This window comes from Nonomuraea sp. NPDC050202 (assembly GCF_040656115.1).
Taxonomy (GTDB): Bacteria; Actinomycetota; Actinomycetes; order Streptosporangiales; family Streptosporangiaceae; genus Nonomuraea.
In genome coordinates, this window is sequence record NZ_JBFALF010000002.1 from 902,083 (window position 1) to 917,961 (window position 15,879).

A 15,879-nucleotide genomic window follows, 5' to 3' on the forward strand; every position below is an offset into this window, starting at 1 on the left:
ACGTGGACCGGCCCCGAGACGCGGAAGGTGCTCCACAAGGCGGGGTGCTGTCGAGCAGAGCCGTACAGAGCGGTTGTAAGGTAACGCCGCATGGGGGTGCGGGACGATCCAGGAGCGGGCCTGGCGGGCGCGGCGCCGGCTCCGTACTGGCGGGCGCCCACGGAGATCGAGCGCGGCCTGTACGACGCCAGGACGCGCGGCGACTGGCCCGCGTACTTCGACGTCCTCGCCCAGGTGAAGCTCTTCCACGCGATGTCGCGGTCCCAGGCCGACTCCCGGCAGGACTGGAACTTCTACAACCCCGTCCGCTGGGATCCCCGGCACGGCGTCCGCAGTCTGGTGTTCCTCACCGACGGGATGCTTCCCGCGCCCGTGCCGGACCCGGTCTTCTTCAGGACCGACCTGGCGGCCCTCGCCCACGACTGGCCTGGGGGCGAGGCATGGCTGGCCGTCAACCCGGGCAGCCCGTGCGAGGCGTTCTTCCCCACGACGGCCGCCCACCGGCAGGTGTGGCGCCGGCACACCGAGCGCGCGACCATCGCCCCCGGCAACCGGCTGCGCACCCTGTGGTCAGGCGGCCCGCTGCAAGGCCCGGTCGCCCACGGGCTCGCCTGCGGGGCGCTGCTCTGCGTCAGCAACGGCTCCCTCTGGAACGCGATGGGCTGGCACGGCACCGGCTACGTCGGCGAGAGAAAGCGCCTGCGGGAGTGGTGGGAGATCACCACCCCGGCGGCGCTGGCGAACGCGGTGGAGAAGCTGCTCGCCGGTCGGATGAGCAGCCCGGTCTGGGGCTTCGTGCTGGGCGTGCGCCGCGGCCTCGCCCTCGACTACGGCGGCGTGGTCGAGGTCGACCACTGGCGGCAGGTGACCGCGCGTGTCCTGCGCAGCCGCGCGGCGGAGGGGCCGGAGCCGCTGAGCGAGGCCGAGGCGGAGGCCATGGCCGCCGGGGCGCAGCGGCTCATCGGGCGCATCATCCGGTACGAGGCGCGCTTCCGCGCGGACGGGCTGCTCGCCGAGGGCCGGTTCGTGCACTCGGTGGAGGCGTGGGACTACGGGCGGGCCTCGAAGATGGCCCGCTGGGGGCTCGGCGCCCGCTTCTGCACCCTGGAGGAGGCCGAGCAGGCGGTCGTGCGCGCCGGGCGGGTCAGCCGGATCAACTATCGCTCCTGGGAGGACTTCTCGGCCGGTTACATCCTGGGCCGCTGCCTGCACTTCGACGAGGAGGAGTTCGGCGACTGGTACGGCGAGATGCTCGACGCGCACCGCATCCTGACGACCGACCCCGACAGCCCCTGGCTCAACATCCCGTTCAAACAGCCCTAGGCGGGCAGAGCGGCCAGGAGGAAGGCGAGGCGGGCGGCGGCGGACTCGACGTCCTCCGTGGTGCCCAGGCGGTAACCCCACGAGGTGATGAAGGCGCCCTCGTCGGAGCAGGTCACGGTCTCGGCGAGGGTGGCCGAGAAGCGGTTGCGGACCGATACGTACGCCGGGTCGCTGGACAGCGCCAGGCTCTGCACGGACAGGTCGGCATGACGACCCGCGTGCCAGGCGAACCGCTCGAGGCAGAGCGCGGTATCAAGCATCATGCGTCACCTCCGCATCGTCTCGCGTCAGAATTGCACGATCTTGCGGTGGGGGGCAAGCAATTGCTGCGGTTAATGTGGGGTTTGTTTCCGGTAATCGTGAAGAATCGCGATGATGACTTCCCGCCCCGTCTCCTCGAACTCGGCCGCCTTCGCGTAATCGTCGAACGCCCGGACGTAGAAGGCGATGTCATCGGGATCGCGCAGGATCAGGTCCTTGGTCATCGTGGCGACCGCGACCATGGCCTCGTTGTAGATCCAGAAGCCGTTGACCGGGTTGGCCGGCAGCTCGGTGCCGAACGGGATGACGCCGAACTCGACGTTCGGCAGCGTGCTGACGGCGAGCAGGCGGTCGAGCTGGCCGCGCATCACCTCGGGCGGCGCCAGCATCGTGCGCAGCGCGGCCTCGGTGACCACGAACCTGAACGTGCGCGTCCGGTCGTAGAGGATCTCCTGGCGCTGCATGCGCACCCGCACCGCCGCGTCGATCTGGTCGGCCGCGCTGTAGAGCCGCTTGACCTTGCGGAACACGTGCCTGGCGTACTCGGAGGTCTGCAGCAGGCCCACCATGATGCCCGGCTCGAAGACGCGGAAGACCTTCGTGCGGGCCTCCAGGTCGCGGACGTCCTCCTGGATCGCGGCCAGGCCGCTGCGGTGGCGCTGCTTCCAGTCGTCGTGGCGTTCCAGCAGCGCGATGGACTGCCTGATCAGCTCGTCCGTCGTGTCGGGCGAGGCGTTGACGGCCTGCGCCCACACGACCACGTCATCCTCGGTCGCCGTCTGCCGGGCGTTCTCCAGCCTGGAGACCTTGGACGGCTGCCAGCGCAGCCGTTCGGCCAGTTCCTTGCCCGACAGATGGGCCGCCTCGCGCAGCTGACGTAGCTGGCTGCCGAGGTCGATGCGCGCCTGCTGAAAGGACGTCACGGCGCAAGAGGCTAGCCTCGCCGGTGCCGATCATGCCAGGGCCCGCCGCAATTGTGATCAACCGGTTGCCGTCGGTGTTCCTCCGCTGCTTGGGAAAGCGTTTGCCTGACGGGCACGGGTTTCATCGGCGTCCGGGAGGACGCGGCGGGCGATCTCGGTGATGAGCTCGCGGGGGACCTCTACGGCGGCCTCGCCGTCGAGGACGTCGCGCAGGTCCGCGAGGGCCTCCGCGTCGGTGACCCGGAGACCTTGCACGACGATGGTGCCGCGGTCGGTCTCGTACAGGGTGGGACAGGCGCCTGCCTCCGAGGTGGAGCCGAGGAACCGCATTCGCATGACGATCCTTCCCCGATTAATTGAGCAATTGCGCGCAATTGTATGCCCGGGGGTTTCCCCTTTGATCGTCTTTCCGGAAATCGTGATGGGGAGACTGATCAGTCGAGGGCGCCGTTCATGAACTCCTGGGCCCGTTCGAACAGCGCCAGCGTCGTCGCGTGCAGCAGGTCGCCGATGTCCTTGGGCGCCTTCCCGGCGAACGCCCTGGCGTGGGTGCCTTCGAGCACGATGCCGAGCTTGAAGCAGGCCATCACCGCGTACCAGTCGATGGCCGACATGTCGCGCTCCGACAGCGCCGTGTAGTACGCGACGAGCTCGCGCGGCGGCGGCAGCCCCGGCACGTGGTCGTTGCCCGACGGCCACATGGCCAGCAGCCAGCCGAGATCCACCAGCGGATCGCCGATCGTGCACATCTCCCAGTCCACGATCGCGGCCACGCGGGGGCCGTCGGGGGCGAACATGAGGTTCGCGAAATGGTAGTCGCCGTGCATGACGCCCGGCGTGAACGTGCGGGGCAGGTGGCGGGTGAGCCAGTCGGCCGTCTCGCGCAGGCCGGGGATGTCGGGCCCGGGATAGCCGTCGAGCTCGCCGTACGAGTCGAGCTCCGTCAGCCAGCGCGGCACCTGCCGCTCCAGGAAGCCCTCGGGCCGTCCGAACCCGGGCAGCACCGCCGGATCGATCCGCCCCAGCTCGGCCAGCGCGGCGGCGGCCTCCAGCCCCATCCGGTGCCTGATCGCCGGGTCGGACGCGTGCGGCTCCGGCAGCCCCGTCGAGGGGTTGAACCCGTCCACCGGCTCCATCAGGTAGAAAACCGGCTCCCGCGCCGTCTGCGCGGCCACCAGCCGGGGCGCCGGCACGGGCGTGTCGCGCAGCGCCGCCAGCACCCGCGCCTCGCGGCGCAGCACCTCGTTGCTCTTGCGGCGGGTGTGCAGGGGAGGGCGGCGCAGCACGTACGGGCGGCCGCCGCGCTCGAAGCGGACCATGACGTTCTGTGTGCCGCCCAGGACCGGCGCCGGGTCGGTGATCGGGCCGCCCGGCAGCCCCTCGGCGTCCATCCACGCGCCGAGCTCGTCGAGGTCGATGGCCCCGACGTCGATGTGGGTGGAGGTCATGTACCGCCCCTCTACAGAACGATATTCTGGTGCTCGACCCTATGAGAGCGCTGCACGCAAGGTCAACCCAGCGCCTGCATGAATGGCAGGTACTGGCACGACCGGTCGCCCGGCAGCTCACCGCCGCGCACCATCATCGACACCTGCCACGGGCTGCCGATGCCGTGCTCGCCCGCCCACGCGATGAGCGCCTGCCTGGACAGGTCGAAGTCCATCCGCACCTCGCCGCCCGCGTGCAGCGCCAGATCGCCGATCAGCGCCCTGGCCGTCTCCTCGTCCCCAGCCACGACCGGGCCGATCACCGTGTTGTCGTCGTTGCGCCAGCAGTGGCCGAAGCCGCCCTCCGCGACCCGCACCTGCTCGCCGAACCCGAACATGCGCCGCAGCAACGCCGACCGGTCCGTGCCGAACACCTGCGCGTCGAGCCGCAGGATGCCGTCGAGATCCGCCTGCGTGGCCGGGCGGGTGCGCCCCGACGGCTCGCCGCGGAAGACACCCGTGTGCCTGGCGGCCCGGCCGACGACGCGGAAACCGAGCCGCTCGTACAGGGGGCGGCCCATCTCGGTGGCGTACAGCGAGACCGTGCGCCCGCCCGCCTGCTCCAGCACGTGCTCCATGAGCCTGCGGCCCAGCCCCTGCCGCTCGAACCTGGCGGCCGTCAGCACCATGCTGATCACGGCGTGGTCGTCGCCGTAGCGGGTCAGGACGTTCGTGGCGGCCAGGCCGTCGCCGTCGGGGGCGTCGATGCCGTACGGCTCGCCGATCTCGAACAGCAGGCCCCACTTGTGCCGCTCGGGCAGCCAGCCGCGGTCCTTGGCCAGCCGGGCGCAGTCGTCGAGGTCGGCCTCGGTGAGGCGGCGAACGGTCATGGAGGGCATTCTTCTGCATGGACGACGGATGACTCAAAGTGATTATCGGCACTGTTCGGAGGGCTGGATGACGCACGTGGCGGCCATCGACGTGGGCGGCACCACCATGAAGGGCGGGTTCGTCGCCAGGGACGGGACGATCCACCACGTCGAGCGCCGCCCCACGCCCCGCGCCGACGGCCCCGAGCGGGTCATCGCCGCCGTCTCGGCCTTCGTCGCCGACCTCGCCCGTCCCCGCGACGGCGTGCGCCCGCTGGCGGTCGGGCTCGCGGTGCCCGGGCTCGTCACGCCCACCCACGCGGTCTTCTCCGCCGCGTTCGGCTGGCGCGACGTGCCCGCGCACGCGTTCGCCCCCGACGTACGGCTGCCGGTGGCGCTGGGGCACGACGTGCGGGCCGCCGGGGAGGCGGAGCTCGCGTACGGGGAAGGCGGGCGGGACGTCCTGTACCTGCCCATCGGCACCGGCATCGCGGGGGCCGTGGTGCTGTCGGGCGCGCTGTACGGGGGCGCGGGCGGGTGGGCCGGGCAGGTGGGCCACATCCCCGTGCGGCCCGACGGGGCGGCCTGCGGGTGCGGGCAGCGGGGCTGCCTGGCGGCCTACGCGTCCGGCGGGGCCGTGGCGGCGCGGTGCGGCCTTCCCGGGGCCGAGGAGGTGGTCCGGGCGGTGCTGGCGGGGGACGCGCGGGCCGTGGCGGTGTGGGACGAGGCCGTGGAGGCGCTCGCTCTGGCGCTGGCCACGTACACGCTGGTGCTCGATCCCGGGGCCATCGTGATCGGCGGCGGGGTCTCGCAGGCGGGCGACACCCTCCTCGTGCCGCTGCGGGAGCGGCTGAGCGCCCGGCTGGGCTTCCGGCAGGCGCCGGAGGTGCGGGCGTCGTCGCTCGGGGCCATGGCGGGGCTCATGGGGGCGGGGCTGCTGGGGTGGCGGGCGGTGCCAGGGGCGTAGGGACGTCCACCGGCTGCGCTCGCAGCTCCTCGCCCAGCGCCTTCGCCTGCGGGTCCATCCGGGGGCTGGCGGCCACGCCCCTGCCCAGGAGGCCGTGGACGACGAAGTTGAGCGCCTTGATGTTGGGGAGGTCGTGGCGGTCTATGCGGTAGGGGGCGAGATGGGGCAGGAGGCGTTTGAGTGTGTCGGGGGTCAGGTGGGCCGCCAGCCAGTCGTAGCGGGCCCGGGTGTCGGTCCAGACGCCCAGGTTGGCGTTGCCGCCCTTGTCCCCGGAGCGCGCGCCCGCGATGCGGCCCAGGGGGATGGTGGTGGTGCCGACCTCCCGCGCGTCCGCGTGCGGGGATGGCTGGGCGCCGGCCCCGGGCGCTGGGAGGGGTACGGGGGTTGCCGGGCCCGCGCCCGCTGCGGGCGGCAGGTGCGTACGGTCCGGGGGAGGCGGGAGGGGGAGTTCCTCGCCGTCCACGAACACCCTGGGGCGCACCTCCGAGACCGGGACCAGCACCGGCCAGTACACCCCGTACGGCGAGGCGTTGCCCGGCGGGGAGAGGCCGTAGAAGCCCGGGTAGCTGGCCAGGCCCGTCTCCACCACGGCGGACGAGAAGGCGCGGCCGGCCTTGCGCTCGTCCGTGGACATCACGGTGATGCGGAGCAGTCCGGAGTCCGTGAGCGTGACGTCCACCTCGTCGAACGACTCGCGCGGGACGCGGGCCCAGAGCGCCTCCTCGGCGACCCGCGCCTTGGCCGGCACGTCCAGGCCCGTCAGCACCAGCGTCATCGTGTTCCGGTAACCGCCCAGGTGGTTGACGGCGACCTTGAGGGTGTCCGGCGGCGGTTCGCCGCGGACGCCGGAGACCAGGACGCGGTCGGGGCCGTCGTCCGACAGGGTGATCGTGTCGAAGCGGGCCACCACGTCGGGGCCGAGGTAGCGGGGGCCGCCCAGCTCGTAGACGAGTTGCGCCGTGACCGTGCCGATGGAGACCAGGCCGCCTGTGCCGGGGTGCTTGGTGATGACGGACGAGCCGTCCGCGCGCAGCTCGGCGAGGGGGAAGCCGCAGTGGGCCAGGTCCGGTACGTCCTGGAAGAAGGCGTAGTTGCCGCCCGTCGCCTGGCAGCCGCACTCGATGACGTGCCCCGCCACCACCGAGCCCGCCAGCGGGTCGAGGTCCTCGGGCCCCCACCCGTACCGCCAGATGCCGGGGCCGGTCACCAGGGCGGCGTCCGTGACACGGCCGGTGACCACCACGTCCGCGCCCGCCGACAGGGCGGCGGCGATGGGGCGGCCGCCGAGGTAGGCGTTGGCGGTCAGCGGGGTCGCGGTGAGGTGCTCGCCGGTGTCGGCGTTGACGAGGGGGAGCGGGTGACCGGTGAGGTCGTCGCCGGTGACGTACGCAACGGACGGGGACAGGCCGAGGCGGGCGGCGAGGTCGTGGACGGCGTCCGCGCAGCCGGCCGGGTCGAGGCCGCCCGCGTTCGTCACGATCTTGATGCCCCGGTCGAGGCAGGGCCCCAGGACGTCCTCCAGCTGGCGCAGGAACGTCGGGGCGTAGCCAGGGCGGCCCTTGAGCCGGTTGCCGGCCAGGATGAGCATCGTCAGCTCGGCCAGCCAGTCGCCGGTGAGCACGTCGATCGGGCCGCCCTCGACCATCTCCCTGGCGGCGGAGAGCCGGTCGCCGTAGAAGCCGCTGCAGTTCGCGACGCGCAGCACCATGATCAGCCCTCCTGGGGCACCCACGCGGGCGGGCGCTTGGCCATGAACGCCGCGATGCCCTCCTGGCCCTCCGCCGAGGTGAACCGCTCGGCCGACAGCTCCGTCATCCGCTGCAACCCTCCCCTGAAGGACATCGCCGGAACCTCCCTGACGAGCCGCTTCGTGATCGCCAGCGCTTCCGGGCCGCCCTTCATCAGCATCTCGGCATAGCGGGCCACGGTCGCGTCGAGGCCCTCGGGCGGGACGGCCGCCGACAGCAGGCCGATCTCCACGGCCCGCGCCGCGTCGAAGACCTCGCCGGTCAGGAAGTACTCGGCCGCCGCTCGGGAGCTCAGCCTGCGGAGCACCGGCACCGCGATCATGGCGGGCGCGACGCCGAGGCGCACCTCCGTGAACGCGAACGACGCCGTCAGCGGCGCGATCGCGAAGTCGCACGCGGCCACCAGCCCCAGGCCGCCCGCCCGCGCGGTGCCGTTGAGCCGGCAGATCACCGGCTTGGCGCTCTCCCAGATCAGCTCCAGGACCTCCGGGAACGAGGCCGTCACCGGAGCCCCGGAGGCGCGCTGCTCCTTGATGTCGGCACCCGAGCAGAACACGTGCCCCGTGGCGGTCAGCACGATCACCCTGGCCTCCGGCTCGGCCAGCGCCCACCGCAGCCGGTCGGCCAGCTCGGCCAGCAGGCGGCTGGACAGCGCGTTGCGGTTGGGCGGCGAGTCCAGCGTGATCGTCGCGACGCCCCCCGCGAGCTCCTTGTGCACCAGGTCTGTCATGAGTCCCCCTCCTGGATGATCACCAGCACCGCTCCCGCGTCGACCTGCCGGCCCTTCTCCACGCCTACGACGGACACCACGCCGTCGGCCGGGGCGGTGATGCGGTGCTCCATCTTCATCGCCTCCAGGACCAGGACCGCCTGGCCCTTCACCACCCGATCACCGGGCTCCACCTCGACCCGCAGCACGTTACCCGGCATGGGGGCCAGGAGGGATCCGGGCGCGACGTGCTCGGCGGGCTCGGGGAGGCGGGGGACGGGGGTCAGCTCGGCGTGCCCGCCCGCGTGGTCGACGCACACGCTGCCGGGGTAGTGGGCGATCTCGTACGTGCGGCGCAGGCCGTCGTGCTCCAGGATCACCCGGTACGGGTCCGCGGCGGCGACGGTGACACCCTCGGGGAGCGGGTCGTAGGTCACCTCGCCGGTCTCCTCGAAGCGGATGGTGCGCGGCTGGGAGCGCACGTTCCGCCAGCCGGCGGGGAGGCCGGGGAGCACGCGGGCGCGGCTGCGGTTGAGCGCCGCCACGGCGAGCGCGGCCGCCAGCCCCGCGTGCCCGGCCTCGGCGGGCTGCTCCCGGGCCGCGGGGGACGCGCGGACAGGGCCGTCGGGGTCGAGGAAGCCGGTGTGCGTGTCACCGGCCACAAACTCCCGATTCGTCAGGATATTTACGAGCAAATCCCGGTTCGTGGTCAAGCCGTGCAGCCGGGCCCGGCGCAGCGCCGACACCAGCTTGCGCACCGCCTCCGCCCGCGTCGAACCATGCGCCACCACCTTGGCCAGCAGCGCGTCATAGTGCGGCGACACGACCGACCCCGACTCCACCCCGGCATCCACCCGCACGTCACCCGGGATCTCGAACCGCCGCAACACCCCGGCCTGCGGCACATGATCGGCGTCCTCGGCGTACAACCGCGCCTCGACCGCCCACCCCACCGGCGCCGGCGGCCCGGCGGGCAGCGCGGCGCCCTCCGCCACCTCGATCTGCAGCCGCACGAGGTCCACGCCGTGAACCAGCTCGGTCACCGGATGCTCGACCTGGAGCCGGGTGTTCATCTCCAGGAACGCCACCCGGTCCCCCTTGACCAGGAACTCCACCGTCCCGGCCCCTACGTACCCGATCGTGCGGGCCGCCCGGACCGCGGCCTCGTACAGCAGCGACCGCGTCGCCTCCGGGATCCCCGGCGCGGGACACTCCTCGATCACCTTCTGGTGCCGCCGCTGCACGCTGCACTCGCGCTCGCCCAGCGCCCACACGGCCCCGTGCCGGTCGGCCAGCACCTGGACCTCCACGTGCCTGGCCCGCTCCAGCAGCGGCTCGGCGAACACCGTGCCGTCGCCGAACGCCGCGGCGGCCTCCCGCCGCGCCGACTCCACCGCCCCGGCCAGTTCCCCGGGCTCGCGCACCACCCGCATCCCGCGCCCGCCACCACCCGCGGACGCCTTCACCAGCAGCGGGAACTCCTCAGGCGCGGCGAGGTCGAGCGAGGGCAGCACCGGCACCCCGGCCTCCGCCATCAGCCGCTTCGCCCCGATCTTGACGCCCATGGCCGCGATGGCCTCGGGCGGCGGGCCGACCCAGACCAGCCCGGCCGCCAGCACCTCCCGAGCGAACTCCGCACTCTCGGACAGGAACCCGTAACCCGGATGCACCGCGTCCGCGCCCGAGGCCCGGCAGGCCGCCAGCAGCCGCCCCACGTCCAGGTACGTGTCGGCCGGACGCGTGCCCGGCAGGCGTACCGCCAGGTCGGCCTCGGCCACGTGCGGCGCGTCCGCGTCGGCGTCGGAGAACACGGCCACCGTGGAGATGCCGAGCGCCCGGCAGGTACGGAAGACGCGGCGGGCGATCTCGCCCCGGTTCGCGACGAGCAGGCGAGTGATCACGGCCGGAACACCCCGAATCCCGCCGCCTCGGGCACCGGCGCGCTGTTGATCGCTGACAGGCACATGCCCAGCACGGTACGGGTGTCGCGCGGATCGATCACCCCGTCGTCGTACAGGCGCCCCGACAGGAAGAAGGCCAGCGACTCGGCCTCGATCTGCGCCTCCACCATCGCCCGCATCGCCGCGTCGGCCTCCTCGTCGTACACCTGCCCCTTGGCCAGCGCCGACGCCCGCCCCACGATGGACAGCACGCCGGCGAGCTGGGCGGGGCCCATCACCGCCGACTTGGCGCTCGGCCAGCTGAACAGGAAGCGGGGCTCGTACGCGCGCCCGCACATCCCGTAGTTGCCCGCCCCGTACGAGGCGCCCATGACGACCGTCAGGTGCGGCACGGTGGAGTTGGACACCGCGTTGATCATCATGGCGCCGTGCTTGATGATGCCGCCCTGCTCGTAGTCCTTGCCGACCATGTAGCCGGTCGTGTTCTGCAGGAACAGCAGCGGCGTGCGCGACTGGTTCGCGAGCTGGATGAACTGCGTGGCCTTCTGCGACTCCTCGCTGAACAGCACCCCGCGCGCGTTGGCCAGCACCCCCACCGGATACCCGTGGATCCGCGCCCACCCGGTCACCAGCGAGGCCCCGTACAGCGGCTTGAACTCCGCGAACTCGCTGCCGTCCACCACCCGCGCGATCACCTCGCGCGGGTCGAACGGCACCTTCAGGTCCTCCGGCACGATCCCGAGCAGCTCCTCGGCCGGATACACCGGCTCCGCCACGCCGGGATCGGGCGCGCGGCCCAGCTTCCGCCAGCCCAGCGAGGCGACGACGCGCCGCCCGATCCGCAGCGCGTCGTGCTCGTCCTGGGCCAGGTAGTCGGCCAGCCCGCTGACCCTGGCGTGCATCTCTGCCCCGCCCAGCGACTCGTCGTCGGACTCCTCCCCGGTCGCCATCCTGACCAGTGGCGGCCCGCCGAGGAACACCTTGGCCCGCTCCCGCACCATCACGACGTGGTCGCTCATCCCGGGCACGTACGCCCCGCCCGCCGTCGAGTTGCCGAACACGAGCGCCACCGTCGGCACCCCCGCCGCCGACAACCTGGTCAGATCGCGGAAGATCTGCCCGCCCGGAATGAAGATCTCCTTCTGTGTCGGCAGGTCCGCGCCGCCGCTCTCGACCAGGTTCACGTACGGGAGCCGGTTGCGCAGCGCGATCTCGGCCGAGCGCAGGGTCTTCCTGAGCGTCCACGGGTTCGAGGCGCCGCCGCGCACCGTGGGGTCGTTCGCGGTGATCACGCACTCGACGCCCTCGATCACGCCGATCCCCGTCACCACGCTCGCCCCGACGGGGAAGTCGCTGCCCCAGGCCGCCAGCGGCGACAGCTCCAGGAAGGGGGAGTCGGGGTCGACGAGCAGCTCCACCCGCTCCCTGGCCAGCAGCTTGCCACGCGCCCGGTGCCGCGCGACGTACTTCTTGCCGCCCCCGGCCACCGCCTTGGCCTGCTCGGCGTCCAGCTCGGCCAGCTTGGCCAGCATCGCCGCGCGCCTGGCGCGGTAGTCGTCGCTCCCGGTGTCGAGCCTGCTCCTGATCACGACGTCCTCCCGGCGATCATGCCAAGCACGCTAGCCCAGGCATGGAACGAGCCGCCACCCCGTGACGGGTGGCGGCTCGATCGTCGTGCCGGATCAGCTGCAGTGGCTCCAGCCGGACTTCCAGCTGTAGGAGCTCCACGAGCCGCCCCAGATCACGCACTTCTTGGCGGCGGGCAGACGCACCGGGCCGGCATACGCGGTGAACGAGCCCGAGTTGTTGCCGCTGGAGCCGCCCTTGACCTGGAGGATCGCGCTCATCGGCATCTTCTTCGGGTGGACCAGGCGCGACATCGTGACCACGCAGTTCTTGCCCGCGCTGCTGTTGTACAGCAGGTAGATCGTGGCGTTGGCGCCCAGCGACCGCGAGTCGACGATCTTGTAGCCCGCGCCGCACACCGCCGTCGGCTTGTACGTGTTGGGCTTCAGCGACGTGGCCGGCTTGTCCGCCTCGCCCTCCGCACGCACGGTCGTCGTGGGGCCCGAGGTCGGCTTCTCCGTCGGGTCCAGCTCGGGCTCGACCAGCGTGGTCTTCTTCTTCTTGGTCGGAGTCGGGGTGGGCGTGGGCCTCTTCGTGGTCGTCTGGGGCCTGGGGGCCTCGGTGACCACCTGCGGAACCTGGGCGATGGGCTCCTTCGTCGGCTTCTTGGTCTTCTTGGTCTCTTCCGGCTCGATGTCCAGGGTGGGCACCGGAGCCGCGCTGTCCGTCGGGATCACCACGGGCGGGGACTGCTGAGCGGTCGGGGGCTCGCTCGGCTGGCCCGCGCCGCCCGAGCCGCCGTCGGTCTCGTTGGCGGAGTTGCCCACCGCGACGACCTCGGGCTCCTTGCTGTTGGCCTGCACGACGATCGCGCCCGCCACGACGAGCAGCGCCGCTGCGGCGGCACCCGACAGGGCGAGCGTAAGGGTACGGCGCTGCTTGGCGGGCACCCCGCCACCCGGTCGCGTACCGGCTGCCCCGGCCGCACCGGGACCACTGGCCGCACCGGGGCCGGCGGGACCGTTGGGCCTGCCCGGCCCGCCTCGGCCGCCCGGCCCATGAGGCCCGCCCGGACCCGCGGGACCGCCGTGGGCCCCCGCCTGGAAGGGCTGGCCGGGGCCGTGCGGGGGCATCCCGGACGCGGCCGACTGCTGGCCGCCGTTGGGGCCGCCGTGCATCCCGGGAGCGCCCTGAGGGCCGCCGGCCTGCGCGCCGGGGGCGCCGGCTGCCTGCGGGCCGCCGGGCATTCCCGGCTGCGGGCCGCCGCCCGGCATCCCGGCCTGGGGCGCTCCGGGCGGCATCCCGCCGGGCCCGCCCTGCGCCGCGCCACCCTGAACGGGACCGCCGTGGGGCGCGTTGCCTGCAGAACCGCTGTGGGTGCCGTTGCCCGCGGGGCCGCCGTGGGGCATGCCCGCCTGCGGTCCGTTGCCCGCGGCACCGCCTTGGCCGGGACCGCCCTGGGCCGCACCGCCCTGGGCCGCGTTACCCGCGGGGCCGCCGTGAGGCGCGCTGCCGGCGGGGCCGCCCTGGGCCGCCGCGGCCGCCTGGCGGCCGTAGTCGCCCGTCTGCTGCGGGGGAAGCTGCTGGGGGCCGGTCGGCTGGTGCCATGGGCCGGGGTAGTGGTCCTGGTTCGGCGCATCACCGGGACCGCCTGAGCCGTCAGCGCCCGCCTGAGCGGCACCGGCAGCGACACCGCCGGCGCCGCCCGCACCGGCAGCGCCGGGGGCGGTCTTCTGGCCGCCCGTCACCGGCTCGATGGCCGCCTTCGGCGCGGGCTGTCCCGTGAGGTGGACGATCAGCTCGTCGGCGCTGGGCCGCTGCGCCGGATCCTTCGACAGGCAGGCGGCCACCAGGTCGCCCAGCAGCCCCTCCATCTTCCCGAGCTCCGGCTCCTCGTTCAGAATCCGGTTCATCACCACGGGAATGGAGTCGGCCCCGAAGGCGGGCTTGCCCGTCGCGGCGAACACCATCGTGACGCCCCAGGCGAACACGTCGGCCGCCTCCGACACCTGCGCCCCGCTGAGCTGCTCGGGCGCCAGGTACGAGGGCGTCCCCATGGCCATCCCGGTGGCCGTGGCGCCGGGGGAGTCGAGCGCCCTGGCGATGCCGAAGTCGATCACGACGGGACCTTCGGGCCCCATCAGCACGTTGGCGGGCTTGAAGTCGCGATGCAGGATCCCGGCCCGGTGGATGGCCGCGAGGGCGGTCGCCGTACTGATCGCCAGCCGCTCCAGGGCCGCGCCCCGCCGCGGCCCCTCGTTGATGACGAGCTCGCGCAGGGAAGGCCCGGGCACGAACTCGCTGACGATGTACGGCCGGCTCCCGTCCAGGTCGGCGTGGAGCACCGGAGCGGTGCAGAACCGGGCGACGCGCTGCGCCACCGCCACCTCGCGCAGGAAGCGTGTCCTGGCGTCGGCGTCCGCCACCAGGGCGTTGTGCAGCAGCTTGACCGCGACTTGTTCCCCGGAGTCGCTCTTGCCGAGATAGACAACGCCCTGGCCGCCCTCGCCGAGCCGGGCGACGATGTCATACGCCCCCAGCCGCCGCGGATCGTCCGCCGCCAACGGCTGGAACTGATTCACGTCGGACCCCCATCACAACCCAATAGATGAGGCAAAACGCTACCAGCGTGACCCTCGGGGCGTCTGCCGGACCTATCAGAAGTTTCACGTTTTGACGATGAAAGTCAGGCTTCCGTCGCAGGTCGTGTGCGCTTGGAAGCCCAAGGTCACGGCTTGGTGAAGGCGAGATCCAATCGTCGGCCGTCAGATCGCCTTGCCGGGATTGAGGATGCCGAGGGGGTCGAACACGGCCTTGATCCCCCGCTGCAGCTCGCCCACGACCGGCCCGGACTCCAGCTCCAGCCAGCGCCGCTTCAGCAGCCCCACGCCGTGCTCCCCGGTGAGCGTGCCGCCGAGCTCCAGCGCGTCCTTGAACACCTCGTCCGCCGCGGCCCACACCTCCGGCGGCGGCTCCACGGTGCCGTGCTCGAAGATGAAGACCGGGTGCAGGTTGCCGTCGCCGGCGTGTGCCACCGTGGCGATCCGCACCCCGTGCCGCACCGCCGCCGCCTCGATCCGGCCGATCATCTCGGCCAGCGCGGAACGCGGCACGCACACGTCCTCCACCAGGCACGCGCCCTGGCGCTCCTTGGCCCCGTAGGCCAGGCGCCGCAGCCCGATCAGCTCGTCGGCCTCCTGCGGGCTCGACGAGACGGCGACGAACGAGGCGCCGTTCTCCGTGCAGATCCGCTCCATGCGCTCCACGGCGGCCTGGCTGTCGGCGGCGTCGGACTGGCCGATGAGCATGGCCTGCGTGGCGGGTTCGAGCCCGATGTTGCGCCACTCGTCGATGGCCTGCAGCGTGGCCCGGTCGAGCAGCTCCATCAGGGACGGCTGGCAGCCGGCCGCCATGATCGCCGACACGGCAGCCCCGGCGTCCCGCAGCGAGGAGAAGTCGGCCGCGAACGTCGCGGGCGGCGCGGCCGGCGCGCGCCGCAGCCGCACGGTGGCGGCGGTGATCACGCCGAGCGTGCCCTCGGAGCCGACGAACAGCCCGGTCAGGTCGTAGCCCGTGACGCCCTTCATCGTGCGCCGCCCGGTGTTCAGCACCCGGCCGTCGGCCAGCACGACCTCCAGGCCGAGCGCCGAGTCCCTGGTCACGCCGTACTTCACGCAGCGCAGCCCGCCGGCGTTGGTGGCCAGGTTGCCGCCGATGGTGGAGATCTCGTACGAGGACGGGTCCGGCGCGTACATCAGCCCGTGCTGCCTGGCGGCCTTGTCCAGGTCGGCGGTGATGACGCCGGGCTCGACGACGGCGATCTCGTCGGCGGGGGAGAGCTCCCTGATCGCGGTCATCCTGGCCAGCGAGAGGATGACCGAGCCGTCGCCGGCCACCGACGCGCCCGCCAGGCCGGTGCCGCCGCCGCGCGGCACCACCGGCACCCGGTGCTCGGTGGCCCACTTCATGGTGGTCACCACGTCGTCGCGAGAGGTGGCGAGCACGACGCCGAGCGGCTTGCCGGGCTCCAGGAACGTGCGGTCGCGGGCGTAGGAGTCGATCACGTCGGGGTCGGTCAGAACGCGGGCTTCGGACAGAGCGTCCACCAGGGCATCAATCGGTCTCACACTATGCACCTTATGGTTTGCGCAGTGCGTTCCTTAAGGCCAGACTGCCCGGGTGACT

13 protein-coding genes are annotated in these 15,879 nt (G+C 72.8%); 2 read left to right on the forward strand and 11 right to left on the reverse strand.

The window, feature by feature from the left end; genetic code table 11:
• The first annotated feature begins 90 nt into the window (after positions 1 to 90).
• A complete protein-coding gene (locus AB0I79_RS09400) occupies positions 91 to 1,323 on the forward strand; it encodes a DUF1266 domain-containing protein (protein ID WP_357869285.1) in 1,233 nt (410 codons plus the stop codon).
• Here AB0I79_RS09400 and AB0I79_RS09405 read toward each other — a convergent pair.
• From AB0I79_RS09405 to AB0I79_RS09425, 5 genes are all read right to left on the reverse strand, one after another.
• On the reverse strand, positions 1,320 to 1,586 hold the full coding sequence (locus AB0I79_RS09405; protein ID WP_357869288.1) for a hypothetical protein: 267 nt from the start codon (positions 1,584 to 1,586) through the stop codon (positions 1,320 to 1,322). The two genes, AB0I79_RS09400 and AB0I79_RS09405, sit on opposite strands and share 4 nt — an antisense overlap.
• 69 nt (positions 1,587 to 1,655) lie before the next feature.
• Complete coding sequence (locus tag AB0I79_RS09410; RefSeq protein ID WP_357869290.1) at positions 1,656 to 2,507, reverse strand: helix-turn-helix transcriptional regulator; 852 nt, start codon at positions 2,505 to 2,507, stop codon at positions 1,656 to 1,658.
• A gap of 57 nt (positions 2,508 to 2,564) precedes the next feature.
• The gene (locus AB0I79_RS09415) at positions 2,565 to 2,843 is read right to left on the reverse strand and encodes a hypothetical protein (RefSeq protein WP_357869293.1); all 279 of its coding nucleotides are present in this window, start codon (positions 2,841 to 2,843) and stop codon (positions 2,565 to 2,567) included.
• Positions 2,844 to 2,941: 98 nt separating this feature from the next.
• On the reverse strand, positions 2,942 to 3,955 hold the full coding sequence (locus tag AB0I79_RS09420) for a phosphotransferase family protein (protein WP_357869295.1): 1,014 nt from the start codon (positions 3,953 to 3,955) through the stop codon (positions 2,942 to 2,944).
• A gap of 62 nt (positions 3,956 to 4,017) precedes the next feature.
• Positions 4,018 to 4,824, reverse strand: a complete 807-nt coding sequence (locus tag AB0I79_RS09425; protein WP_357869298.1) for a GNAT family N-acetyltransferase — start codon at positions 4,822 to 4,824, stop codon at positions 4,018 to 4,020.
• A 67-nt stretch (positions 4,825 to 4,891) separates the two neighbouring features.
• Between AB0I79_RS09425 and AB0I79_RS09430 the strand changes: the two genes are divergently transcribed.
• Positions 4,892 to 5,770, forward strand: a complete 879-nt coding sequence (locus AB0I79_RS09430; protein ID WP_357869301.1) for an ROK family protein — start codon at positions 4,892 to 4,894, stop codon at positions 5,768 to 5,770.
• On the opposite strand, the gene AB0I79_RS09435 is transcribed toward AB0I79_RS09430, so the two are convergent.
• From AB0I79_RS09435 to AB0I79_RS09460, 6 genes are all read right to left on the reverse strand, one after another.
• The gene (locus AB0I79_RS09435; RefSeq protein WP_357869304.1) at positions 5,724 to 7,478 is read right to left on the reverse strand and encodes an acyclic terpene utilization AtuA family protein; all 1,755 of its coding nucleotides are present in this window, start codon (positions 7,476 to 7,478) and stop codon (positions 5,724 to 5,726) included. The genes AB0I79_RS09430 and AB0I79_RS09435 overlap by 47 nt on opposite strands.
• 2 nt (positions 7,479 to 7,480) lie before the next feature.
• The gene (locus tag AB0I79_RS09440; RefSeq protein ID WP_357869307.1) at positions 7,481 to 8,248 is read right to left on the reverse strand and encodes an enoyl-CoA hydratase-related protein; all 768 of its coding nucleotides are present in this window, start codon (positions 8,246 to 8,248) and stop codon (positions 7,481 to 7,483) included.
• Positions 8,245 to 10,128: a biotin carboxylase N-terminal domain-containing protein gene (locus tag AB0I79_RS09445; protein WP_357869310.1), complete on the reverse strand. Its 1,884-nt coding sequence runs from the start codon at positions 10,126 to 10,128 to the stop codon at positions 8,245 to 8,247. The genes AB0I79_RS09440 and AB0I79_RS09445 overlap by 4 nt, the downstream gene beginning before the upstream one ends.
• Complete coding sequence (locus tag AB0I79_RS09450; RefSeq protein ID WP_357869685.1) at positions 10,125 to 11,660, reverse strand: carboxyl transferase domain-containing protein; 1,536 nt, start codon at positions 11,658 to 11,660, stop codon at positions 10,125 to 10,127. The genes AB0I79_RS09445 and AB0I79_RS09450 overlap by 4 nt, the downstream gene beginning before the upstream one ends.
• A 150-nt stretch (positions 11,661 to 11,810) precedes the next feature.
• A complete protein-coding gene (locus AB0I79_RS09455; protein ID WP_357869312.1) occupies positions 11,811 to 14,276 on the reverse strand; it encodes a serine/threonine-protein kinase in 2,466 nt (821 codons plus the stop codon).
• A 183-nt stretch (positions 14,277 to 14,459) separates the two neighbouring features.
• Entirely contained in the window at positions 14,460 to 15,821 is a 1,362-nt protein-coding gene (locus tag AB0I79_RS09460) for an FAD-linked oxidase C-terminal domain-containing protein (RefSeq protein ID WP_357869314.1), read from the reverse strand.
• Positions 15,822 to 15,879 lie beyond the last annotated feature (58 nt).